The organism is Aeromonas sp. 600276 (genome assembly GCF_049175815.1).
Lineage (GTDB): Bacteria > Pseudomonadota > Gammaproteobacteria > Enterobacterales > Aeromonadaceae > Aeromonas > Aeromonas dhakensis.
This window is the reverse complement of the sequence record NZ_JAAKVU010000013.1, coordinates 58351-81480: the sequence shown is the minus strand read 5'-3', so window position 1 is coordinate 81480 and position 23130 is coordinate 58351. Positions and strand designations below refer to the sequence as shown.

The 23130-nt window shown below is 63.3% G+C and carries 15 protein-coding genes; 8 read left to right on the top strand and 7 right to left on the bottom strand.

Translation table 11 applies throughout. The features are described 5' to 3' along the window. The first annotated feature begins 183 nt into the window (after nucleotides 1–183). The 4 genes from xdhA to G5134_RS14020 all read left to right on the top strand — a co-directional run bounded on the left by xdhA (nucleotide 184) and on the right by G5134_RS14020 (nucleotide 7602). Nucleotides 184–2502 (top strand): xanthine dehydrogenase molybdenum-binding subunit XdhA, encoded by a 2319-nt coding sequence (gene xdhA / locus G5134_RS14035; protein WP_065017099.1) that lies wholly within the window; start codon nucleotides 184–186, stop codon nucleotides 2500–2502. Further along, on the top strand, nucleotides 2495–3373 hold the full coding sequence (gene xdhB, locus G5134_RS14030; protein ID WP_065017100.1) for a xanthine dehydrogenase FAD-binding subunit XdhB: 879 nt from the start codon (nucleotides 2495–2497) through the stop codon (nucleotides 3371–3373). Before xdhA ends, xdhB begins: the two co-directional genes overlap by 8 nt. Further along, nucleotides 3370–3855, top strand: coding sequence for a xanthine dehydrogenase iron sulfur-binding subunit XdhC (gene xdhC / locus G5134_RS14025; RefSeq protein WP_065017101.1), 486 nt, complete (start codon nucleotides 3370–3372; stop codon nucleotides 3853–3855). The genes xdhB and xdhC overlap by 4 nt, the downstream gene beginning before the upstream one ends. Nucleotides 3856–4383: 528 nt before the next feature. Further along, the gene (locus G5134_RS14020) at nucleotides 4384–7602 is read left to right on the top strand and encodes an ExeM/NucH family extracellular endonuclease (protein WP_065017102.1); all 3219 of its coding nucleotides are present in this window, start codon (nucleotides 4384–4386) and stop codon (nucleotides 7600–7602) included. Nucleotides 7603–7731: 129 nt separating this feature from the next. Here the strand turns inward: G5134_RS14020 and G5134_RS14015 are convergent, their stop codons facing one another. After that, nucleotides 7732–8277, bottom strand: coding sequence for a glycine zipper 2TM domain-containing protein (locus G5134_RS14015; protein ID WP_042006810.1), 546 nt, complete (start codon nucleotides 8275–8277; stop codon nucleotides 7732–7734). Between the two features lie 504 nt (nucleotides 8278–8781). On the opposite strand from G5134_RS14015, the gene G5134_RS14010 reads away from it, so the two are divergent. Further along, entirely contained in the window at nucleotides 8782–8970 is a 189-nt protein-coding gene (locus G5134_RS14010) for a hypothetical protein (protein ID WP_017764436.1), read from the top strand. A 60-nt stretch (nucleotides 8971–9030) separates the two neighbouring features. Here G5134_RS14010 and G5134_RS14005 read toward each other — a convergent pair whose 3' ends face one another. Next, nucleotides 9031–10557 (bottom strand): YfcC family protein, encoded by a 1527-nt coding sequence (locus G5134_RS14005; RefSeq protein WP_065017103.1) that lies wholly within the window; start codon nucleotides 10555–10557, stop codon nucleotides 9031–9033. Between the two features lie 635 nt (nucleotides 10558–11192). Here G5134_RS14005 and G5134_RS14000 point away from each other — a divergent pair. The 3 genes from G5134_RS14000 (at nucleotide 11193) to G5134_RS13990 (ending at nucleotide 14115) form a co-directional block, all read left to right on the top strand. Continuing rightward, nucleotides 11193–12815: an acyl-CoA synthetase gene (locus G5134_RS14000; RefSeq protein WP_065017104.1), complete on the top strand. Its 1623-nt coding sequence runs from the start codon at nucleotides 11193–11195 to the stop codon at nucleotides 12813–12815. Between the two features lie 214 nt (nucleotides 12816–13029). Continuing rightward, a complete protein-coding gene (locus G5134_RS13995) occupies nucleotides 13030–13728 on the top strand; it encodes a helix-turn-helix transcriptional regulator (RefSeq protein WP_082969931.1) in 699 nt (232 codons plus the stop codon). A gap of 66 nt (nucleotides 13729–13794) precedes the next feature. Then, entirely contained in the window at nucleotides 13795–14115 is a 321-nt protein-coding gene (locus tag G5134_RS13990) for a hypothetical protein (RefSeq protein ID WP_065017106.1), read from the top strand. Between the two features lie 91 nt (nucleotides 14116–14206). On the opposite strand, the gene hisIE is transcribed toward G5134_RS13990, so the two are convergent. The 5 genes from hisIE to G5134_RS13965 all read right to left on the bottom strand — a co-directional run bounded on the left by hisIE (nucleotide 14207) and on the right by G5134_RS13965 (nucleotide 23012). After that, nucleotides 14207–14842: a bifunctional phosphoribosyl-AMP cyclohydrolase/phosphoribosyl-ATP diphosphatase HisIE gene (gene hisIE / locus G5134_RS13985; protein ID WP_065017107.1), complete on the bottom strand. Its 636-nt coding sequence runs from the start codon at nucleotides 14840–14842 to the stop codon at nucleotides 14207–14209. Continuing rightward, nucleotides 14835–15608: an imidazole glycerol phosphate synthase subunit HisF gene (hisF, locus tag G5134_RS13980; protein ID WP_065017108.1), complete on the bottom strand. Its 774-nt coding sequence runs from the start codon at nucleotides 15606–15608 to the stop codon at nucleotides 14835–14837. Before hisF ends, hisIE begins: the two co-directional genes overlap by 8 nt. 180 nt (nucleotides 15609–15788) lie before the next feature. Continuing rightward, a complete protein-coding gene (locus G5134_RS13975) occupies nucleotides 15789–19760 on the bottom strand; it encodes a PAS domain S-box protein (protein WP_065017109.1) in 3972 nt (1323 codons plus the stop codon). Next, entirely contained in the window at nucleotides 19757–21910 is a 2154-nt protein-coding gene (locus tag G5134_RS13970) for a PAS domain-containing protein (protein WP_065017110.1), read from the bottom strand. Before G5134_RS13970 ends, G5134_RS13975 begins: the two co-directional genes overlap by 4 nt. Continuing rightward, nucleotides 21903–23012, bottom strand: a complete 1110-nt coding sequence (locus tag G5134_RS13965; protein WP_219325727.1) for a response regulator — start codon at nucleotides 23010–23012, stop codon at nucleotides 21903–21905. The genes G5134_RS13970 and G5134_RS13965 overlap by 8 nt, the downstream gene beginning before the upstream one ends. Nucleotides 23013–23130: the final 118 nt, after the last annotated feature.

Sequence of the window (23130 nt, the reverse complement as noted above, 5' to 3'; positions counted from 1 at the left end):
GCTGCGGGGCTGGCCACGGCCATGACGGAGCGCCTGATGGGTGCTGGATGGGATCTTCTTCACACTTCTTCCCTTTGCTCGCCGCCTTTGCCCCCCGGTTGGTCCGATGTGCCGGAAACGGGCGCATATCTTGCTGTTTTTTATACCGGTTCTGATTTTTTCTGCCTGACAAAGGACTTGCATATGTCCATAGGATTACCGCTCAAGCGGGTGGATGCCGAGGCCAAGGTGACCGGCAGCGCCCGCTACACCGACGACAACATCATGCTCGGCATGCGCCACGCCAAATACGTGCGAAGCCATATTGCCCACGGCAAGGTGCTTGCAATCGACGCCAGCGAGGCGCTGGCCCTGCACGGGGTAGAAGCCGTGTTCACCCATGAAGATGTGCCCACCACCTGTTTTCGCACCGCCGGTCATGCCTGGTCCCTCGATGAGACCAAACGGGACGTGAAAGACCGGCGTCTGCTCACCGACCATGTGCGTCACTTCGGTGATGGCGTCGCCATAGTCGTGGCCCGTGATCCGCTGGTCGCCGAGAAGGCCGCCGCCCTGGTCAAGGTGACCTACGAGCCGCTGCCGGTGATGACGGATGCGGCCAGCGCCCTGGCCGAGGGGGCCTGTCCCATCCACCCGACCGGCAACCTGCTGCGCCAGAGCCAGATCTGGGCGGGGGAGCCGGAGCAGGCCATTGCTGCCGCCGACTTGCAGTTCAGGGGGCACTACCAGACGCCGGTGGTGCAGCACTGCCATCTGGAGACGGTCACCTGCTACGCCTACATGGATCAGCCGGATCACATCATCGTCGTCAGCAGCACCCAGATCCCCCAGATTGTGCGCAGCCGGGTGGCCAAATCCCTCGGCCTGCCCTGGTCGAGCGTGCGGGTGATCAAGCCCTACATGGGCGGCGGCTTTGGCAACAAGCAGGATGTGCTGGAAGAGCCGATGGCGGCGTTTCTGAGCTACCAGCTTGGCGGCGTGCCTGTCAAGGTGACCCTGAGCCGGGAGGAGTGCTTCTTTGCTTCCCGCACCCGCCACGGCTTTGCCATCGACGGCACCCTAGGCATCAACCGGGATGGCACCCTCAAGGGGTATCAGCTCGACGTGCTCTCCAACACCGGCGGCTATGCCTCACACGGCCACTCCATCGCCAGCGCCGGCGCCAACAAGATCAGCTACCTCTATCCGCGCAGCGCCTTTGGCTACGACGCCAAAACCTTCTACAGCAACCTGCCCACCGCCGGCGCCATGCGCGGTTACGGCGCCCCGCAGGTAGTGTTTGCCCTCGAATGCATGCTGGATGACGCCTGCGCCGAGCTGGGTCTGGATCCGCTCGAAGTTCGCATCGCCAACGTGGCCCGCGAGGGGGATGTCAATCAGGTCAACCAGAAGACCATCTACAGCGCCGGCTTGCCCGAGTGCCTGCACCGGGGCGGCGAGCAGTTCGAGTGGGAACGGCTCAAGGCCGAATGTCTGGCACAGGATCCGGCGAGCCGGGTACGGCGCGGTATCGGGGTGGCGTGCTTTAGCTATGGCTCCAACACCTATCCGGTGGGGGTCGAAATTGCCGGCGCCCGCATGCTGCTCAACCAGGATGGCACCGTCAATCTGCAGATCGGCGCCACCGAGATAGGGCAGGGATCGGACACCGTCTTTGCCCAGATGGCGGCTCAGACATTGGGCATTCCGTTTGAGCAGATCCGGGTCATCTCGACCCAGGATACCGACATCACCGCCTACGACCCCGGCTCGTTCGCCTCGCGCCAGAGCTATGTGGCGGCCCCCGCCATCCATCAGGCGGCGCTACAGTTGCGGGCGCGTATCCTCTCGCTGGCAGCCCAGCTCTGTCATCAGGATGTGGGATCGCTGACCCTGATCGACGGTTACGTGGTGCTGGCCGGTGCGCCGGACAAGGTGCTCATCAGCGTCGCCGAGGTGTCGGTCAACGCCTACTACCACCTCACCATCGGCGGCCAGATCACCTCCGAGGTCTCCCACAAGACCACCACCAACCCGCCGAGCTTTGGTTGTACCTTCGTCGATCTCAGTGTTGACATCGATCTCTGCAAGGTGACCATCAACCGCATTCTCAACCTGCACGATGCGGGCAAGATCCTCAACCCGCAGCTGGCGGAAGGGCAGGTGCACGGCGGCATGGGGATGGGGATCGGCTGGTCCCTGTTCGAGGAGATGATCATCGACGCCAAGACCGGCGTGGTGCGCAACCCCAACCTGCTCGACTACAAGTTTCCCACCATGCTGGACTTGCCCGAGCTCGAATGCGACTTCGTGCAGACCTACGAGCCCCAGTCGGTCTATGGCCACAAATCCCTGGGGGAACCGCCCATCATCTCGCCGGGCCCGGCGATCCGTAACGCCATTCGCATGGCGACCGGGGTCGCCATCAACGAGCTGCCCATCACCCCCAAAACCCTGTTCCGGGAGTTTGTCGCGGCGGGTCTGATTGGCGAGGGAGCAGGGGAGGAGCAACGCCATGTTTGATATTGCCCGTTACTACAAGGCCCACAGCGTGGCCGAGGCGGTTGCCCTGCGCCAGGCCGACCCCGAGGCGCGCCTGCTGGCCGGTGGCACCGATGTGATGATCCAGCTCCATCACCTTAACGCCGCCTATCGCCATATCGTCGATATTCACGACTTGCCGGAACTCAAGGGGGTGAGCGAGCTGGCCGACGGCGCTATTCGTATCGGCTCCGGCACTACCTTTACCGAGCTCATCGAAAACAAGCTGGTGCAGCGCCGCCTGCCGATGCTGGCCGAGGCCGCTGCCACCATCGCCGGCCCGCAGATCCGCAACGTCGCCACCTATGGCGGCAACATCTGCAACGGCGCCACCAGTGCCGACTCGGCGGCGCCCACCGTGGCGCTGGAAGCCGAGCTGGAGATCGCCGGCCCCGATGGCACGCGCCGCATCCCCATCGCCGGTTTTCACACCGGCCCGGGCAAGGTGGCGCTGCAACCAGCGGAGATCCTGGTGGCGTTTCACTTTGCCCCGGACGCGCACCCCCAGGTGGGCTCCCACTACTTCAAGTACGCCATGCGAGGGGCCATGGATATCGCCACCATAGGCTGCGCCGCCTACTGCCAGATTGAGGATGGTCACTTCAAGCGCCTGCGGCTGGCTTACGGGGTGGCGGCGCCGACGCCGGTGCGCACCCCGCACGCCGAAGCGGCGGCCGAGGGGCAACCCCTGACTCGCGCCACACTGGCAGCGATTGCCGATGCGGTGGTAGCCGACGTGGCGCCGCGCTCCTCCTGGCGGGCAGAAAAGGAATTTCGCCTGCACCTGATCAAAACCCTGGCGCAGCGGGTGATCACCTGCGCCGTCGAACGTGCCGGAGGCAAGATCCTATGATGCAACCGCAAAGCTGTCCCACTGTTGCGATCCAGTGTGAGATCAACGGCAAGCCTTACTCCTATGCTGTGCCGCCCACCATGTCGCTGCTTCACTTCCTGCGCGGGCAGGGGCTGATCAGCGTGAAAGAGGGGTGCAGCGTCGGCGAGTGCGGCGCCTGTACCGTGCGGGTGGATGGCACGGCTATCGATAGCTGCCTCTATCTGGCGGTGTGGGCCGATGGCAAATCCATTCGCACCGTGGAGGGGGAGCGGCAGGGCAATGAGCTCTCCGACGTGCAGCAGGCCTTTATCGACGAGGGGGCGGTGCAGTGCGGTTTTTGCACCCCGGGCCTCGTGATGGCAAGCGCCGCCCTGCTCGACAAGACAGATCGCCGACCCTTAACTGATGCGGAGATCCGCCGCGGGCTGTCGGGGAATCTGTGCCGCTGCACCGGTTATCAGAACGTGGTGCGGGCGGTGAAAAAGTGCTGCAAGGGGTGAGGGGGTCGCCCCTCGATTAGCCTCGCAAACCGTCGGTCGACACCGGGATGATTGCGTCTTAAATAGGCCGGGAGGTTATTTTCACCCCGCCGGTCAAACACGCATCCCGTTATTTCGGGCGGGCACTGGGGAACAGGCATACTGCACTGCCCAGCTATCAGCACAAATAATGATCAACCTAGTCCGCGCAGCGGCCTGAAAATGGCAAGCGACTGTTTTTACGCACTATGTCAATATGTGTCGCCATCTTGTGCGCCTCTTTTGCATATTGGCGGCAGCAAATACTGGTGGGCGGGAAATAACGGAAAATAGTGGCAAGGGGTCTGAAAAAAGCCCCCTTTTTTGTCACGTGGTCGCAACATTTTTCTGTAATTGTTAGCCAGCTCGCGGCGGCCCTGCGCCGAAACGGGCAGAGTAGGCGCCGTGGTTGGCCGAGGCCGCCATGATGCTCAATCAGAATCGTAACAAGGTGCTGCGGCCCGCCTGGCGGGGCGTAAAACATAACGTCAAAAAGAAAAGGAAACTGGCATGTCAGGAAGACACTCTCTGGTAGCGCTGGCCGTCGGGCTGGCGCTGGCGGGACAGGCACAGGCACAGCTGCTCATCAGCGAATACCTGGAAGGCTCGGGCAACAACAAGGCGGTGGAGCTGAGCAACCTCGGCAGCGACGCCGTCGATCTCTCCCAATACCGGTTGGCCCTCTACGCCAACGGCAAACCCATCAGCGAATCCCCCACCAACAGCCTGGTGCTGCAAGGCACCCTGGCCCCGGGGGCCACTTTGGTACTGGCCAACCCCTCCGCCAGCAGCGAGATCCTGGCCAAGGCCAACCGCACCAGCGGCAACCTGGTGTTCAACGGTGACGACGCCCTGGTGCTCTATCGCGGTAGCGAGATAATCGACAGTTTCGGCCAGGTGGGAGTGGATCCGGGCACGGCCTGGGTCTCCGGCAACGTCTCGACCCTGGACATGACCCTGCGCCGCAAGGCCACCGTCACCACCGGCCGGACTGATGCAACCGCCCCCTTCGATCCGGCGCTCGAATACGTGGCTGCCCCGAAAGATGACGCCAGTGGCCTGGGTTGCAGCGGCGATGGTCCCTGCGATGGCACCCTGCCGCCCGCCTTCGTCTGCCCGGTGGACAATCTGGTGCCGGTGCCCGCCATTCAGGGCACCGGCAACAGCAGCCCGCTGGTGCCGGCCGGCAAGTTTGAATCGGAGCAGGCCTATGCCACCCGCGGTGTGGTGACTCAGGTGGTGAACGGCCTCTACAAGGGCTTCTTCATCCAGGACGTGCAGGGGGATGGCGATCCGGCCACCTCCGACGGCCTCTTCGTCTACAGCACCAAGGCCAACGCCGCCATCGTGCCGGGGGCCGAGGTGTGCGTCTCGGGCAAGGTGAAAGAGTATTTCAACCAGACCCAGCTTAACGCCGACGAGCTGGTGGTGACCCGGCCGCAGGGGACTGTTCCGGCTGCGGTGGATCTGCTGCCGGTGGCAGGCGAGAGCCTGAGCCAACTGCTGGAGCGTCACGAGGGGATGCAGGTGCGACTGGTGCCTGAATCCAGCCTGGTGGTGACCCGCAACTTCAGCTTTGACTACGACGGCAAGCGCAACAACCTGGTGCTCTCTTATGGCGCGCCGCTTATCAAGTCGACCCAGAAGTTTGCCGCCATGAGCGAGGAGGCGAGCAACTGGGCCCTGCGCAACCAGCAGAACCAGCTGGTGGTGGAGACCGACGCCAAGGCGCCGGATGGCGTGCTGCCCTGGTTCCCCGGCTTCAACGCCGAGGATGGTTACCTGCGCATCGGCGACAAGCTCAACGGGCTGGAGGGTGCGCTTGGCTACTCCTACAACCTGTTCAGGCTGGTGGCCAGCAACCGCATCGACGCCAGCCAGATAGATCACAGTGGCTGGGATCGGGTGGAAACCCCTGAGCTTGCCGAGGCGGGGGATCTGCGGGTTGCCAGCTTCAACGTGCTCAACTTCTTCACCACGGTCGTGGGGGGCGATGCCAACCCCACCGGCAGCAACCGGGGCGCCCTGACGGTGGCGGAGTTCGAGCTGCAGCGCACCAAGATCGTCAGCGCCATCACCCGCCTCAATGCCGACGTGGTGGGGCTGATGGAGATAGAGAACAACGGCTACGGCGACAACTCCGCCATCGCCAACCTGGTGGCGGCCTTGAACGCCGCCCAGCCGGACGAGGCGGATCACTACCGCTGGATTGCCTCGCCGGATGGCAAGCCCATCGGTACCGACGCCATCACGGTGGGGCTCATCTACCGGCCCGCCAAGGTGACCCCGGAGGGGGCCGCCAGCCTCATCGCGCTGCCGGTGCAGCAGGCCGAGGCGGTGGACGCCAGCGGCAAGCCGGTGACCATCAATCAGGGGATGCGCGAGTCGCTGGTGCAGCGCTTCAGCTCGCCCAAGGGGGATGCGCCGCTGACCCTGGTGGTCAACCACCTCAAGTCCAAGGGCTCCGCCTGCTTCGAGGATTACCCCGACTACGCCACCGCCGATCCGCTGGATGGTCAGGGCCACTGCAATGCGCTGCGGGTCTCCGCCGCCAAGGTGCTGGGGGAACATCTCAAGGATTTGGCCGGGGATCTGCTGCTGATCGGCGACATGAACGCCTACGGCATGGAGGATCCCATCCGGGTGCTGACCGACTATGATCCGGCCGCCCAGGCGCGCCAGATCATGAGCGCCTCCTTCACCACATTGGCGGGTCAACCCTTCGAGGAGAGCGGCAGCGCCCTTGGCAAGGGGTATGGCCTTGTCAACCTCAACACCCGCTTCCACGGCACCGACACCTACTCCTACAGCTACGAAGGGGAGCTCGGCAACCTGGATCACGCCCTGGCAAACCCGAGCCTCGCGGCCAAGGTGATCGGCATCGAGGATTGGCACATCAACTCCGCCGAGAGCAACTTCTTCGAGTACGGCACTAAGTACAGCGGCCAGCTGGCGAAATCCGAAGGGCCCTTCAGCGCCTCGGATCACGATCCCGTGCTGGTGGCTATCCAGTATCCGTTGCCGCCCGCCGGGGTATTGAGCCTAGAGAGCGCCGCTGCCAATGTGGAGGAGGGTAACACCCTGACCCTGAGCGTGGCGCGCCGCGACGGCAGCTATGGGGAGGCCAGCGTCAGTTATCGCATTGCCTACGGCAGCGCGGACGCAAGCGACGTGGCACCGCTCACCGGCACCCTGCACTGGGCCGCCGGCCAGAGCGACAGCCAGACCATCAGCATCCCGGTGAAGAGCGACACCCTGCACGAGGGTGACGAGACCTTTACCCTGGAGCTGTTTGATGCGAGCGGCGCGACCCTGGGCGATCAGCACCAGACCCTGGTGACCATCAAGGACAAGCTGGCGCCGTCCACCATCTCGCTGGCGCGCGCCAGCATGACGGTGAACGAGGGGCAGTGGTTTGCCGAGATCCCGCTGGTGCGCAGCGGCGATTTGAGCAAGCCGGCCCGGGCCCGGGTGGCCCTTGACGGGGTTACGGCGCGCTGGGGGCTGGATTTCCTGCCCTGGTTCAGCCAGACCGTGAGCTGGGCCGCTGGCGAGGGGGGCAGCAAGTCGGTCAAGGTGCTGATCATCGATGACTGGTTTGTCGAGCCCACCGAGCAGTTCAAGGTGAGCCTGGCCGCGCTGCAGGGTGGCCAGCCGGGCAACCTGCAGGAGACCCGGGTCGACATTCTCGACAACGACAAGTCCTGGTGGCCCTTCGGTCGCCACTGAGGATGACTTCTCAATATGAAAAGGGGCCTGCGGGCCCCTTTCTGTTGTTTCTGTTGTCGGCCAAGAGAGCGGCAAAAACAGCGAGGCCCATCACCAGGATGGGCCTCTGAGCTGGACCAGCCGACGAGATCAGCTGCCGCTTTGGGAGCCGTCGATCACCAGCTTGCCATCCTTGACCGGGATGGTGGTGCCGGGGGCCTTGTTCATGCGGATCACCCCTTCCTGACCGGCGAGGCGGTAGGTGACGTCATAGCCCAGGGTGCGGGTGCTGCTCTCCTGCACCGTCTTGCAGCGCTGCTCTGTGGTGGTGTAGGTATCACCGGCCTGCATGTTGCCCTGCACCTGGTTGCCGGCATAGCCACCCGCCACGGCGCCGGCGGCGGTCGCCACCTTCTTGCCGTTGCCGCCACCGAACTGGTTGCCAAGCACCCCGCCCAGCGCCGCACCGACCACGGTACCCAGGATCTTGTGCTCGTCCTGTACCGGTTTGCGGTGGGTCACGGTGACGTTGCGACACTCCTGACGGGGGGTCTTGATGGTCTCGGTCACCGCTTTGCTGGCCAGCACTTCGGCGAACTGAGGCTGTGATGAAAACAGGGATCCGCTGGCGGCGGCTGACAAGGCCAGCGCAGAGGCCACACCGATCCCGACTCCTGCCAACATGGATTTGTTCATTTTCTCTTCTCCTCAAATGCATCACGGGATGCGTCTCTTGCTTGCGCTCATCTTGGCACAAGGGCAAGGAGGCACAAGGCAAAGCCCGTGCGGGCACGACAGCCCCTGACTGCACCGAAAAGTGCCTCGCCAAAAAGGTGTCGGGCTTTGGCGACAAAGGGCGAATGAAGGGAGAAAAAGCGATCTGCGAGTGGCATTTTGCGATTCAGCTGGGCCTATTTTCCCATTTTGCGTCAAGCTCCTGCCACCGCCGGCTGGCCTAATGGCAAACCAGAGGGGCTTGTCATCCACCAGCGTCAGTCAGGGTGCGCCAACCGCTTGATAAATCACTGTTGCCGGGAGGATTGGCGGCCGATAACAGATCACGGCAAGCATTATGCTTGCTCTGTTGGCAGAGAGGATCAATCGCGTGTCTCTGGCGGCCCGCAGCAATGTGAGCCGGCAGGCGCCACCCGCAGTCAGGCCAGATTCGGCTGCGGTCATCCGGTCAGCAAGGGGGTTCATATGTCGATGCTGCCAAGATGGATACAACCGGCCGTGCAGGCCGGCATCATCACCCGGGAACAAGCCCAGCGGCTGCTGGACTCCCTCTATCAACCCCTCTGTGAGACGGCGCAGGAGCTGCCCGCCGACCTTGCCGACATCAGCCTCAAGCTCTTCTGTTTTCGCCAGCAGCACAGGGTGCGCCACTAGGCTCTCCAGATCTGCGCCCTGGATAAGGCATGACCCCCGCCGGGGCGGGGATCATGTGCGCTAGATCAGCATCACCTGCGCCACCAGCATCAGGGCACCGAAACCCAGCACGAAGCCCACCATGGGCAGCACGAACCTGACCCATTGGTTGAACTGGATGCCGAGCATCTGCAGGGTGACCAGCACCAGCCCGGTGGGGGCCAGGAACAGCATGGCGTATTGCCCCCAGTTGTAGGCCGACACCACTATGTAGCGCGGGATCATCACGGTATCCGCCAGCGGCGCCATGATGGGCATGGAGAGCACCGCCAGCCCCGAAGAGGAGGGCACCACCAGCCCCAACAGGGTGAACACCAGCATCTGGGCCACCGCAAACACGGCGCCGTGCATGCCGGCCACCAGACTGGAGGCATAGGCCAGGATGGTGTCCGAGATCATCCCCTGATCCAGCACCAGGTTGACCCCCCGCGCCAGCCCGATGATGAGCGACACCGCCACCAGCTCGGACGCGCCCTGGGTGAAGGCCTCGACCGCCTCTTTCTCCTTGAGGCCGGAGATAAAGATGATGACGATGGCGACGGCAAGGAAGGAGGCCGCCATCTGCGGGAACCACCAGCCAGCCATGGAGACGCCCCACACCATCAGGGGGAAGGCGAGGATGAACAGGGTCAGGATGATCTTGCGGCGCAGGGTGAAGGGGACCCCTTCATCGAGGGAGCCCTCTTTCAGGAAGCGGGCCCGGAAGCTCTCTCTGTCCTCATAGGTATAGGAGAAGGCGGGGTTGGCCTTGATCTTCTTGCAGTACCAGTAGAGATAACCTATCACCACCAGGGTGCCCACCAGACAGCCGACGGCGCGAAAGCTCAGCCCCTCGGTAAAGGGGATGCCGGCGGCGTTGGAGGCGATCACCACCGAGAAGGGGTTGATGGTGGAGAAGGTGGTGCCCATGGAGGCGGCAAGGAAGATGGCTCCCACGCAGACGATGGCGTCATAGCCGAGCGCCAGAAAGATGGGCACCAGGATGGGATAGAAGGCGACGGCCTCCTCCTCCAGTCCGCAGGTGGTGCCCCCCAGCGCCATCACAAAGCAGACCAGCGCCACAAACAGGAACTCGTTGCCGCGGGTCTTGTGCGACAGCGCCACCAGCCCCGCATTGAAGGCACCGGTCTTGTTGATGACCCCGATCAGTCCCCCCAGCACCAGGATGAAGACGATGATGTCGGCCCCCTCTATGGTGCCCTTGACCATGCTCACCGCCACGTCGGAGAGTCCCTTCGGCGCCTGGGCCAGCCGCTCATAGGTACCGGGGATGGCGATGGGCTTGCGGATGGTGCCGTTGACGAACTGCTCCACCCCGATATTGATATCGAGTCTGGTCAGCTCATCCTGAGTGGCGGGCACTCGCCGGGTTTCCCCTTGCGGCGTGTTGATGGTCAGCATATGGCTGGCGGCATTATAAGAAAGCTTGGCATAGGCGCCTGCCGGAATTATCCAGGTGAGGGCGATGGCCAACAACATGATCAAAAACAAGATGGTAAACGCGGTGGGAAATTGTCTGCGGGTCTGGGTATTCGGCTCGGCACACATAAAATGCTCCTCGATAAAGCAGGTTCGGGCTCGGCGGAATATCGGGTCGATAGGGTTCCTTCGTCATGCAGCGGGAGTGCGCAAACTCACTGGTTATGGCGCATCGTATGGCGAGAAATCTGGCCTGATATTGAACATTCGGTAGATTGTTTCACCAAGAAACCATAACCCGCCGAGGGGAAGCATGAACAGCGCTGCGGGCCTGCTTTATGGAAGCCGTCACAAAATATATTTAATGAGGGACCTGTCATTAATTTATTGGCAATAAACCGATGTGCTTGCTTATGCCATAAATATCCAGGCGGCATTGTTTGCAAATATATCGATATCGGCCAGCCTGCAACCAGATATGGCCAGCTTGCATGCAAGCATCAGCATATTCATTATTTGCCGGTTTTTATGCCGAGGATATTGGCTGTCGATATTTGTCGCTGAAAAAACAGGCACCAGCATGCGGCTCGGTCAGATTGGCGTCGCCGGCGCAGCGCCTCTAAGACGTTTTGCTAATACCTGTGGCCATCGCCTCGCGCTAGGCTGTGATCCCCGATACGAGCACCCTCTGGCAGGACGCCAGACGATGGTTGCCGGCGCTCCCGGGAGCGCACCGCTTTTGCTACCTGCGAGGAAGGAACCCGATGACAGAGCAGAACATCTATCAGCGCGATCTGGAAAAAAATCCTGCCAATTATGAGGCGCTGACCCCCATCAGCTTTCTGGGACGGGCCGCCCGGGTCTACCCCGACTATCCGGCGCTGATCCACGGCCCCCTGCGCCAGAGCTGGGCCCAGACCGAGCGACGCTGCCGCCAGCTGGCCTCGGCCCTTCGCCTGCGCGGCATCGGCGAGGGGGATACCGTCTCCATCGTCGCCCCCAATACCCCTGCCATGTTCGAGGCCCACTTCGGGGTGCCCATGAGCGGCGCCGTGCTCAACACCATCAACACCCGGCTCGATGCCGAGTCGATGGCCTTTATCTTCCAGCATGCCCAGAGCAAGGTGGTGCTGGTGGACCGGGAGTTTGGCGCCCTGGTGCAAAAGGCGTTGGCACTTGTCGAGAACCAGCCGCTGCTGATCGCCATCGACGATCCCCTCTATCGGGAAGGGGAGCTGGTCAGCGAGCTCACCTATGAGGGGTTTCTTGCAGAGGGCAATGGGGATGAGCCCGGCTGGCTGCCGCAAGATGAGTGGCAGGCGATCTCCCTGAACTACACCTCCGGCACTACCGGCAACCCCAAGGGGGTGGTCTATCACCATCGCGGCGCCCACCTCAATGCGGTCAACAACGTGCTCTCCTGGGACCTGCCCAAGCACAGCGTCTATCTCTGGACCCTGCCGATGTTTCACTGCAACGGCTGGTGCTTCCCCTGGACTCTGGCGGCGACGGCTGGGGTGAGCGTCTGCCTGCGTCATGTGCAGGCGGCGGCCATCTATGAGGCGCTGCACGAGCACAAGGTGAGCCATTTTTGCGCCGCGCCCATCGTGCTCAATATGCTCAACAACGCCGATCCGGCCCTCAAACGCGGGCTAGACCACCCCATCAAGGCGATGACGGCAGGGGCGGCGCCCCCCGCCACCGTGATCGCCGGCATGGAGGCGATGGGGATCGCCGTGACCCACGTCTACGGCCTCACCGAAACCTATGGTCCCTGCGTGCTGTGCGAGCCGCAAAGAAGCTGGCAGGGGCAGGATGCCACCACGCTGTCGCGTCTCAAGGCGCGCCAAGGGGTAGCCTCACCCCTGCAGGGGGAGATGCGGGTCATCAACCCGGTCAGCGGCGAGGCTGTCCCTCAGGATGGCAAGACCATGGGCGAAATCGTGCTGCGCGGCAATGTGGTGATGAAGGGCTATCTCAAGAACCCGGTCGCCAGCGCCGAGGCGATGGCGGAGGGGTGGTTTCGCAGCGGCGATCTGGCGGTGTGGCACCCGGACGGTTACGTGGAGATCAAGGACAGATCCAAGGACATCATCATCTCCGGCGGGGAGAACATCTCCAGCCTGGAGGTGGAAGACGTGCTCTATCGCCACCCCGATGTGGACGAGGTGGCGGTGATCGCCATGCCGGACGAGAAGTGGGGGGAGGTGCCCTGCGCCTTCGTCAAGCTCAAGGAGGGGCGTGAACTCAGCCAGGCCGAGCTGATTGCGTTTTGCCGCGAGCAGATGGCCCATTTCAAGGCCCCCAAGCGCATCATCTTTACCCCGCTGCCAAAGACCTCCACCGGCAAGGTGCAGAAATTTATGCTGCGCCAGCAGCTGGGGTGACTCTGACGAGAGCGCCAAGTCATCAACGGGCCTGCGGGCCCGTTTTGTTTTTCGTGGCCTCAGGGGCGAAGAGGCTGCTTCAAAGATGGCCTGGGGCTGTGATAACGGCGTTCGACCAACAACGCGTGCCTTTCGGGCCCATCCCGGCTTACCATGCCGGTCATCTCCTGCCAGCCTGAGGATGCCCGTGAGAAAATCGGATCGACTGTTTCAATTGACCAACCTGCTGCGGGCTCACCAGCCTCTGACCGCCCGCGAGCTGGCAACGCGCCTGTGTGTCTCGGAGCGCACCATCTACCGCTATATGGACGATCTCTCTCTGGCTGGCATTCCCGTTTATGGTGAAGCCGGGCTGGGCTATCGGCTGAGCGAGGGGTTCGAGATGGCCCCCTTGCAGTTGAGCGCAGCCGAGCTGGAGGCCCTTATCACCGGGGTGAACCTGGTGGCGGTGCTGACCGGCAAGGGGATGGCCGATCCGGCCCGGACCCTGCTCGCCAAGATAGAGGCCGCTTTGTCGGCACAGGGTATTCAGGTGGACTGCGACCCCGTGGTGCGGGTACCGGACTATCGCACGGCGCATCCGGTATACGCCCGTTGGGATCAGTTGCACGAGGCCATCACCACCAGCCGCTGGCTGGAAATAGGTTATCAGGATGCCAAAGCCTGCAAGACGGGCCGCCACATCTATCCCCTCGGGCTCTTTTACTGGGGTGGATGCTGGACGCTCGGCGCCTGGTGTGCGCTGCGTCAGGCCTACCGGGATTTCAGGGTGGATCGCATCGATACCCTGGTACAGTGCCGTCAGGGGGAAGGGACGCCCCCTGGCGTGACCCTGGCCGATTACCTCGCCCTGCGGCAGTCGGACGAGTTCACCCATGCGCGCAGTGGTGCCGAAACGGCAATTCAGGACTGACACAAGGCTGTCAGTAGCCCTTCGTTATGCTGTTTTCTCCAGACCATCCACAACGGAGAGAACAAGATGATCATCAAGGGCGACATGCAAGGGGCAGGGGGCGTCGAGTTTGCCACTTTCAGGCTCAAGGAGGGGGTGACGGAGGCAGATTTGCTCGCCCTGGCACACAGGGTCGAGTCCGAATTTCTTGTCCAGCAGTCCGAGCTCATTGTGCACTGCCTGCTGCGCGGCGCCGACGGCCTCTATGCTGACCTGGTGATGGCCCCCAGCCAGTCACTGGTCGAAGCCTATTGCCAGCAGTGGTTGCACAATACCGTGGCAAGGGAGTACCTGACTCTGCTGGATCCTGACTCGGTGAGCATGAGCTTCTGGACCCGTATCGGCTGAAAGAGTGTGCGGTCTGCCGGCTCTCGTGCCGGTGCTGGCCATTAAATGAAACGGGCCCATCAGGGCCCGTTTGTGCTTCACCGGTTGGTCATCACTTGGTGTGGCGCTCATAAAGCCGCTGCACCACATCCTTCAACGCCAGCCCTTCGTTTTGCAGCAAGACCGTCAGGTGGTAGAGCAGATCGGCGGATTCGTTGATAAGTTCCTCCCTGTCTTTCGCCATGGCGGCGAGCGCCACTTCGACACCCTCTTCACCCACCTTCTGGGCGATGCGCTTGGTGCCCTTTGCATAGAGGCTGGCGGTGTAGCTGGTGGCCGGATCCGCGCCTTTGCGTGCCGCCAGGATCTGCTCGAGCTCGGCCAGGAAGCCAAGGGGCGGCACGGGGTGGCCGTCGAAGCAGGAGGGATTGCCCAGATGGCAGGTGGGGCCGACGGGGTTGGCGGCGATCAGCAGGGAGTCCTGATCGCAGTCGGTGGTGATAGCGACCAGCTGGAGCACATGGCCCGAGCTCTCTCCCTTGGTCCAGAGGCGCTGCTTGCTGCGGCTGAAGAAGGTGACCTGGCCAGTGGCCAGGGTTTTTGCCAGGGCTTCCCGGGTCATAAAACCCTGCATCAGCACTTCGCCGCTGGCGGCATGCTGGACGATGGCGGGGATCATGCCGTCGCACTTGGCCCAGTCCAGGCGCTCAGCCAGCGATACGTCGTTGTTTACAGCTTGATTATTCACGGATGGCGACTCCTTCGGTTTTCAGCCAGCATTTCAGTTCGGGAATGGGGATAAGGCCTTTGTGGAACACGGAGGCGGCCAGCGCCCCGTCCACGTCGGCGAGGGTGAAGGCATCGCGAAAGTGCTCCATGGCGCCGGCGCCGCCGGAGGCGATGAGCGGCACCTTGCAGACGGCACGCACCAGCTTGAGCTGCTCGAGATCATAGCCCTGGCGCATGCCGTCCTGATTCATCACGTTCAGCACGATTTCACCGGCGCCACGCTTTTGTGCCTCCTGCACCCAATCCAGGGTATGCCAGGCGGTGGTGCGGGTGCGGTTCTCGTCGCCGGTAAACTGCTTGACCTGATAGTGACCGCTCTGCGCATCAAAATAGGAGTCGATGCCCACCACCACGCACTGCACGCCGAAGCGCTCGGCCAGGCGGGTGATGAGGGTGGGATCGGCCAGTGCCGGCGAGTTGATGGAGACCTTGTCGGCCCCGAATTCCAGGATCTGGCGGGCATCCTCGACACTCTTGATGCCACCGGCGACGCAGAAGGGGATGTCGATGACCTCGGCCACCCGGCTCACCCAGCTCTTGTCCACCACCCGCTCATCGCTCGAGGCGGTGATGTCGTAAAACACCAGCTCGTCGGCCCCCTCGCTGGCGTAGCGGCGGGCCAGCTCGACGATGCCGCCCATCACCTCGTGATTACGAAACTGCACTCCCTTGACCACCACGCCATCTTTGACGTCGAGGCAGGGGATAATACGCTTTGACAACATGCTCGTTGCTCCATGTAAAGCACTGTTAAAACTAACGTTGTTGCCAACGGGCCTTGGGGCCCGGCGGCGAGTGAAAAAATGTCAATGGCATGCTTTAACAGCGGGTTCCTGTACGGGAGAAAAGACCGGATCCGGACGGTGTTTTCACGCGAGGGAACACCACTATATGCACGACTTTATTCAGTGATTCAACCCTTTATCCGCCCTGTTGGCCCCCTGAGATCCCTTGCTGCCATCGAGCTGGCGTGCCAGTGGATCCCCATGAGCATCATCCCTTGTCAGCAGTGCCCGCAGAGTGAGCAGGGCCCCATCAAAGTCGAACACCTTGAGCTGACGGGCCAGCGTCTCGCCCTGAGTGCCCAGCGTGAGCATCAGGGGGGCAGCATACTGCTCGAACAGCGGCAGAACGGCGGTGTCGCTTTGCAGCAGCAGATCTTCCATCTGGCGCAGCAGCGGTTGTTGCCACTGGCCGCCAAGGGGGGCCGAGGTGGCGGGGACCAGGCGCTCCTCCTCTCCCAGCAGGTTGAGCAGCTCAGAGAGGTGGCGCTCGATGGGCATCATCAGCTCGGCCGGGGCCAGGTTCCCTTTGGCAAGGGCCTGCTCCAGCTGCTGACAGAGCGCGGCCAGTTCGACCAGCCCCAGGGTGCTGGCCACCCCGCGCAGGGTGTGAACCAGCCGGGTGGCGGCGGGCTTGTCACCGGTTTGCAGCTGAGCGGCCAGCTGCTGCATGTCTAGACTGTGTTCACTGGCGAAGTGGCGCAGCAGGGTCACGTACTTGTTCTGGTTGCCCTGCAACACCGCCAGCCCCTGTTGCAGGTCGAGCCCGGGCACCCCTTGCAGACGGGCGAGGGGGCCGATCAGCAGATCGTTGGCCCGGCGCTGATAACCAGGTTTGGCGGCTGAGCTGTTGGGCAGCCACTGTTGCAGCGCTGCAAACAGGCGGGTCGGGGTGACCGGTTTGGCGATAAAATCGTTCATGCCGGCGGACTCGCAGGCCCTTCTGTCCTCTTCGAAGGCGCTGGCGGTGAGCGCCAGAATGGGCACCTGCTCCCAGCCCGGCAGCGCCCGGATGGCGCGGGTGGCGCTGTAGCCATCCATCAGCGGCATCTGTATGTCCATCAGGATAAGATCGAAGGGGTGCTGACTGACGCGTGCCAGCGCCTCCTGGCCGTTCACCGCCGTCTCTATGACCAGGCCGCTGTTGCCGAGCAGCTCCAGCACCACCTCGCGGTTGATGGCGTTGTCCTCCACCAGCAGTACCCTGGCGTGGTTGGCGAAAAAGAGCGCCTGCTGCACCGTCTGCTCCAGCCGGGCGGGCTGTTGCGGCTCGCCCACTCCTGCCGAGAGGCGGGCGGTAAACCAGAAGCAGCTGCCTTTGCCAAGGGTGCTGCTGACCCCCACATCCCCGCCCATCAGGGTGGCGAGCCGGCTGGTGATGGCGAGCCCCAGCCCGGTGCCGCCATATTTGCGGGTGGTGGAGACGTCCGCCTGCTCGAAGGCCTGGAACAGCTTCTCGGTCTGTTCCGGACTGATGCCGATGCCGGTGTCCTCCACCTCGAAGCGCAGCAGATAGTCGCTGCCAAGCTGACGCTCCGGTCGTACCCGCAGGGTGACCGAGCCCTGCTCGGTGAACTTGATGGCGTTGGCCGTGTAGTTGAGCAGCGCCTGGCGCAGGCGGGTGATGTCGCCGTGCACCCAGGCCGGGGTGTCGCCGATGTCGACTATGATGGTGAGCCCCTTGGCGCGGGCCTGCTCGCTCATCAGGGCGCTGACGTTGTCCAGCATGGCGGTGAGGGAGAAGTCGCTCTGCTCCAGCGCCATCTTGCCGGCATCGATTTTGGAGAGATCGAGAATGTCGTTGATGATGGTGAGCAGATGTTGGGCGGCGTTGTCGATCTTTTCCAGCCGCTCCTGCTGGGTGTGATCCGGCGTGTCGCGCTTGAGCAGATAGGTGAGCCCCAGAATGGCGTTCATGGGGGTGCGGATCTCGTGGCTCATGTTGGCCAGAAACGCACTCTTGGCGCGGTTGGCGCTCTCCGCCCGCTGATGGGCCTGGGCCAGTTGCAGGGTGCGCTCGTCAACCATCTCCTCCAGGTGGTAGCGGTATTGATCCAGCTCCTCGCCGAGCTGCTTCTTCTCGGTAATGTCGGCCTGTACCGTCACGTAGTGGGTCACGACCCCGTTCTCCTGGCGGATGGGGGAGACGGTGGCCAGCACATGGTAGTGGGAGCCGTCCTTGCGTTTGTTGATGAACTCGCCGTGCCAGCGCTGGCCACGCTTGATGGCGTCCCACAGGGCGATATAGGTGGCCCTGGGGGTGAGGCCGGAGCGCAGCAGGGTCGGGGTCTGGCCGATCACTTCGCTCTGCTGGTAGCCGCTGGTGGTCAGGAAGGCGACGTTGACATACTCGATGCGGGCCTGGGTATCGGTGATGAAGACGCCGTCCGGGCTCTGCTCCAGCGCGAGCGACAGCTGGCGCAACTGCTGCTCGGCCAGTTTGCGCTCTGTGATGTCCAGATGGATGCCGAGCAGGCGCAGCGGGCGCTGCTGGGCATCCCGATAGACGCTGCCCTTGCTGCTGAGCCAGCGCACCTCGCCGTTGGGCAGCAGGATCCGGAACTCGAGCTCCACCGGCTTGCCGCCGGCGGGAAGGTCTGCCAGCAGCTTGTCGATGCGCGGCTTGTCGTCCGGGTGCAGGCAGCGCTGCCAGGTGTGGATCTCGCCGAGCTGCTCGGCGCTGCGGCCATAGAGGCGGGCGCACTCGGGGGAGAAGTAGAGGCGACCACTCTGGATGTTCCACTCCCAGATCCCGATGTGCGCCCCCTCCTGGGCCAGCAGCAACCGCTGCTCGCTCTCGCGCAGGGCGCTGCTGGTGGTCTCGGCGCGGATGCGGGCGCTGATAGCGTCATCCATCAGATTGAGCGCCGCCAGTCGGGCGCGGCGCTGGGTATCGAGCGCTATCTGTTGGTTGTGCAGCAACTGCTGCTCTGCCAGCTTGCGCTCCGTGATGTCCTGTACCGTGCCGTAAAGCTCGACTATGGTCCCCTCGCTGTCTCGAAGCGCCGCCCCCCGGGCGATGATCCAGGCGGGGTCGCCATGTTCGTGATACACCTCGGCGTCGCACTCGTAGGGTTGACCATCCTGCAGGCAGCGTTCGACCGACTGGGCGATGGTCCGCCACCCCTCCTGGGTGAAATACTTCTTCACTTCGGGATAGATGGCAGGGGGCAGGGAGGGATCGCGGCCATAGATGCGGTAGATCTCCGGCGACCAGAAGTGGCTGTCATCGGCGATGTGCCAGCGCCAGTTGCCGATCTTGGCCAGGTGCTGGGATTCACGCAGGATCCCCTCGTTGCGGCGCAGGGCCTCCTCCGCCTCCTTGCGCTGCTGGTTGTCCTCGATCACCGAGATGAAGTAGTCGGGCTCCCCCTTGAGGTTTTTGACCAGCGCCACCGTCAGGGTGATCCAGAGGATCTCGCCCCCCTTGCGCAGGTAGCGCTTCTCCAGGGTGTACTGCTGGCGTTCACCGGTCAGCATCTGGGTCACATAGGTCTGGTCGATGAAGAGATCGTCCGGATGGGTGATCTGCTGAAAGGTCATCCCCATCAGCTCGTCGGCCTGATAGCCCACCATGTCGCACAGTCGCTGGTTGACCCGCAGCCACTTGCCGTCGGGGGCGACCAGGGCAATGCCGACCGCCGCCTGTTCGAAAGTGGCCTGGAAGCGGGTTTCACTCTGTTGCAGACGGGACTGGATGCTGGCCAGCTCTTGCCAACGCTGGGTCTCCCGGCTGCGGGAGTGGTGCACCGCGGCGCTCAGCAGGCTGATGAGGATGCCGTTGACCTCCAGAATGCCCCACTGCACCAGATCCTGGCCGGAACCGATGCGCAGCTCGTGGACCGGGAGCAACACGAAGTAGGCCGTGAGCAGGCCGCTCATCAGGGTGCAGAGCAGACCGGGCAGCAGGCCGCCCAGCAGGGCACAGACGATGATGGGCAGCATGAACAGCACCAGCAGGGGACGCTCGCCAAAGGCGATGGGCAGCTGGACCCGGATCTGCAGCATCAGGACGGGCAGCAGCAGTGCCAGCAGGCAGACGCCCCAGCGCTGTTTGGTGGGGCGAAGATGCCACAGCGAAGACCAGTTCATCATAGGGACTCTTCCGGCGGAGTGGGGGCCTGCGGGTAGGGGGGCTGCTCTCCGAGCTGGAACGACAACTCATTGATCTTGTGCTTGAGGGCCAGCATGGCGAGCTCCCTGTCCACCATCACCTTGTTGAAACGTTCCAGCTCGTTGTTTTGCTGGCGCAGTTCGCTCGCCTGACGGGTCAGGGCCTGTTCGACCTGCTCCCGCTCCGTGATGTCCAGCAAGAGGCCGAGCACGGCGGGCTGGCCACGGTAGTCGACGCGCCGGCCGTACAGCTCCATCTCGATGTTCTGGTGATCGTGATGCAGGGCGGTGAAGCGGGTGTGGATCTCGCTGTCTTCCTGCTCGCAGCGCTGCAGCTGTTCGGCCACCCTGGCGCTGTCCTTGGCACTGGCCAGGGCTGGCAGGGAGCCAATCTTCAGCAGCGCCGCGGTCGAGCCGTAGCCGAACAGGCGGGCAAAACCGGGGTTGATGTAGCAGAGCTGACCCTGCTGAATGATGTAGATGCCGGCCAGGGATTGCTCCACCAGGGCGCGGAACAACCCTTCGCGCTCGCGCAGGCCCGCTTCGGCCCGCTTGAAATCCGTGATGTCGCGAGAAATGCCAAAGATACCGATCACCTCGCCATCGCTGCCCTGCAGCGGCCCCTTGGTGGCGAGAAACACCCGCTCGCCGCCTGGCAGGGTCAGAAACTCCTCCTGGGTCTGCACCCGGTTGCTGGCAATCACCTGGCGGCCAATCTCCATCAGCATGCGCGCCTGATCGGGGGGAAAGATGGCCGTGTCATCCTGGCCCAGCATCTCGCTGGCCGACTTGCCGACAAACTGGCTGGCGGCGCGGTTGAACAGGATGTACTTGCCCTCCAGATCCTTGGCGAAGATGGCGTCTTCCGAGCTATCGGCGATGGCGGAGAGCAGTTGCAGCGCCTGCAGCCGGCCGGCCTGGGACTGGCGAACCTGCTCGGCCATCTGCAGTCGGGTGTGCTGGCGCAGCAGTACTATGCCTGCATTGGTAATGAAGAGGGCAAGCAGGCCGATGAGCCCGATCCAGATGCTCTCTTTCAATACCGCGCGGTTGAGCTCCGCCTCGTCTATCTTGGCCAGCAGGTACCAGTCGGTGCCCAGCACCGGACGGGCGGTGCCAAACACCGGCACGTTGCGATAGTCCCGGCCAAAGAAGATCGCTTTGTCCTGGGCGTCGTGATCATGGCGCAGGTACTGGGCCGCCAGCAGCTCCTTGCTGCTGGCCGGCAACTGCAGGGTGAGGGCCGAGCCCGGACGATAGCGGACGTCATTGATGAACTGGATCTGCTCGCCGTTGCGGCGAAACAGCAGGGCCTCGCCGCTGCTGTCCGGCACCGGCCAGGTCTTGAGAATGCTGTTGAGGGGATCGCTGCTGCTGATCTGCAGCACGATCAGGGGGGGCTTGCCGTCGGTCACCGGCAGGGGAGCGATGAAATCGAGCCGGGCATGCCCTTGCTCGTCCAGGTAGGGGCCCACCCGGGTGATACGCCCGGCGCTGACACTGGCCAGGGCATTGCGCAGCGCGCGGTTGAGACCGCTGGCCCCTTGCGTCTGCCACAGCACCTCGCCACTCGGCGCCAGCACGGTGGCGGCGCTGAAACGGCGGATGGAGAGAAACTCATCGAGCCTGGCCATCAGGTCGGCTTGGCCGGCATGGCTGGTCTGGGCGTCGCGATAGAGGGCGCCATAGAGCGGGTTTTCGAGCAGGATGTGGGCGTCGAATTCGCGGGAGTTGAGCCACTCGGTGATGCGCTTGCCTTTGAGGTCGGCGATGGTCTCGAGCCGGGTCGCCTCCTTGTCCTGGGTCAGATTGATGTTCTGGGCGATGGCCATGGCGGTCAGGGCGATGATGAGGCCATTGAACAGCACGAAGGGAAGCAGTTGGCGCCTCGATGGCGTGCTGCTGACGGTGGGCTGATCGATGCGCCGGCGCAGCATGGCGTAGAGCAGGGTGGCGGTGATGACAATGAACAGCCACCCCTTGATGGTACTGGCCAGTGCAAATTGCGCCGGGGTGCTGAACAGCCACTCCACCGCCTTGTCGGAGAGCAGGATCCACAGGCTCGCCACGGCGGCATAGGTGAGCACCACATTGAGCACATGGGCCCGGGTCAAGGGCGGCCGTTCAGCCATGAGGGACCTCGTTGTCGTCCTTGTAGCGCTCGGCGATGGCGATGAACTCGTCGAAGTGATGGTCAAAGGCGATCACCACGTCCGGGTCGAAATGCTGGCCGCTGCCGGAAAGGATCAGGGCGCGCGCCTCGTCATAGGGCATGGCCGCCTTGTAGACCCGCACGTTGATGAGGGCGTCGAATACGTCCGCCAGCGCCATCAAGCGGGCCGAGAGTGGAATGGCGTCTCCCTTCAGACCGTCCGGATAGCCGCTGCCGTCCCACTTCTCGTGGTGCCAGTGGGCGATCTCCTTGGCCAGGGTGAGAAATACCAGTGGCTGATCGATGTCCCGTTCTGCCTCCTCGATGGCATCGCTGCCGAGCTTGGCGTGGGTGCGCATGATCTGCCACTCCTCGGGCGTCAGCTTGCCCGGTTTTAGCAGGATCTGATCCGGTATGCCCACCTTGCCGATGTCGTGCAGCGGGGCCGAGCGGCTCAGCAGGTCGATATAGCGGGGGGTCAGGGTCTCGGCAAAGCGGGGATGGGTCGACAGCGCGCTGGCCAGCTGTCTGACATAGCCCTGGGTGCGCAGGATGTGATTGCCGGTTTCGGGATCGCGGATCTCCGCCAGATGGGCGAGGGCGCGGATGGAGACCTGCTGGGTCAGATCATTTTCCGCCATGCGCCGTGCCACTTCGGCCTCCAGCGCGGCATTCTGGGTCTGCAGACCGTCGCGGGCCTGCTTGGCCTCCAGCTGGGTGCGCACCCTGGCCTGGACGATGGCGGGTTTGATGGGTTTGGTGATGTAGTCGGCGGCTCCCAGCGACAGGCCGTACTCTTCGCTCTGGGGATCGGCGAGGGCGGTGAGCAGCACGACCGGGATGCGGCTGGTTTGCCCGCTGAGACGCAACTGCTTGAGCACCTCGTAGCCGTCCATGCCAGGCATCATCACATCCAGCAGAATGAGGTCTGGTGTGATCTTGCCGGTGGCGATGCGCAGGCACTTCTCTCCGCTCTGGGCCGCGAGCACCCGATAGGTGGAGGAGAGCAGGTCGGTCAGCACCATCAGATTCTCGGGGGAATCGTCGACAATCAGGATGGTGGCGGAGTGAGATGTAAACATAGATCCTCCGTGACGTTGTCTCAGTGAGTTCGAGTATAGAGTCAATTGTTACCAAGTAATAAGGACTTACCCCGATTTACCCCTTGCTGGAGAGAGGCCCGCAGGCGGGCCTTCACCA

Excerpts from the sequence above, each read along its gene's own strand:
- xdhA (WP_065017099.1), top strand. The coding sequence starts at position 184 with ATGTCCATAGGATTACCGCTCAAGCGGGTGGATGCCGAGGCCAAGGTG.
- xdhB (WP_065017100.1), top strand. The coding sequence starts at position 2,495 with ATGTTTGATATTGCCCGTTACTACAAGGCCCACAGCGTGGCCGAGGCG.
- xdhC (WP_065017101.1), top strand. The coding sequence starts at position 3,370 with ATGATGCAACCGCAAAGCTGTCCCACTGTTGCGATCCAGTGTGAGATC.
- G5134_RS14020 (WP_065017102.1), top strand. The coding sequence starts at position 4,384 with ATGTCAGGAAGACACTCTCTGGTAGCGCTGGCCGTCGGGCTGGCGCTG.
- G5134_RS14015 (WP_042006810.1), bottom strand. The coding sequence starts at position 8,277 with ATGAACAAATCCATGTTGGCAGGAGTCGGGATCGGTGTGGCCTCTGCG.
- G5134_RS14010 (WP_017764436.1), top strand. The coding sequence starts at position 8,782 with ATGTCGATGCTGCCAAGATGGATACAACCGGCCGTGCAGGCCGGCATC.
- G5134_RS14005 (WP_065017103.1), bottom strand. The coding sequence starts at position 10,557 with ATGTGTGCCGAGCCGAATACCCAGACCCGCAGACAATTTCCCACCGCG.
- G5134_RS14000 (WP_065017104.1), top strand. The coding sequence starts at position 11,193 with ATGACAGAGCAGAACATCTATCAGCGCGATCTGGAAAAAAATCCTGCC.
- G5134_RS13990 (WP_065017106.1), top strand. The coding sequence starts at position 13,795 with ATGATCATCAAGGGCGACATGCAAGGGGCAGGGGGCGTCGAGTTTGCC.
- hisF (WP_065017108.1), bottom strand. The coding sequence starts at position 15,608 with ATGTTGTCAAAGCGTATTATCCCCTGCCTCGACGTCAAAGATGGCGTG.
- G5134_RS13975 (WP_065017109.1), bottom strand. The coding sequence starts at position 19,760 with ATGATGAACTGGTCTTCGCTGTGGCATCTTCGCCCCACCAAACAGCGC.
- G5134_RS13970 (WP_065017110.1), bottom strand. The coding sequence starts at position 21,910 with ATGGCTGAACGGCCGCCCTTGACCCGGGCCCATGTGCTCAATGTGGTG.
- G5134_RS13965 (WP_219325727.1), bottom strand. The coding sequence starts at position 23,012 with ATGTTTACATCTCACTCCGCCACCATCCTGATTGTCGACGATTCCCCC.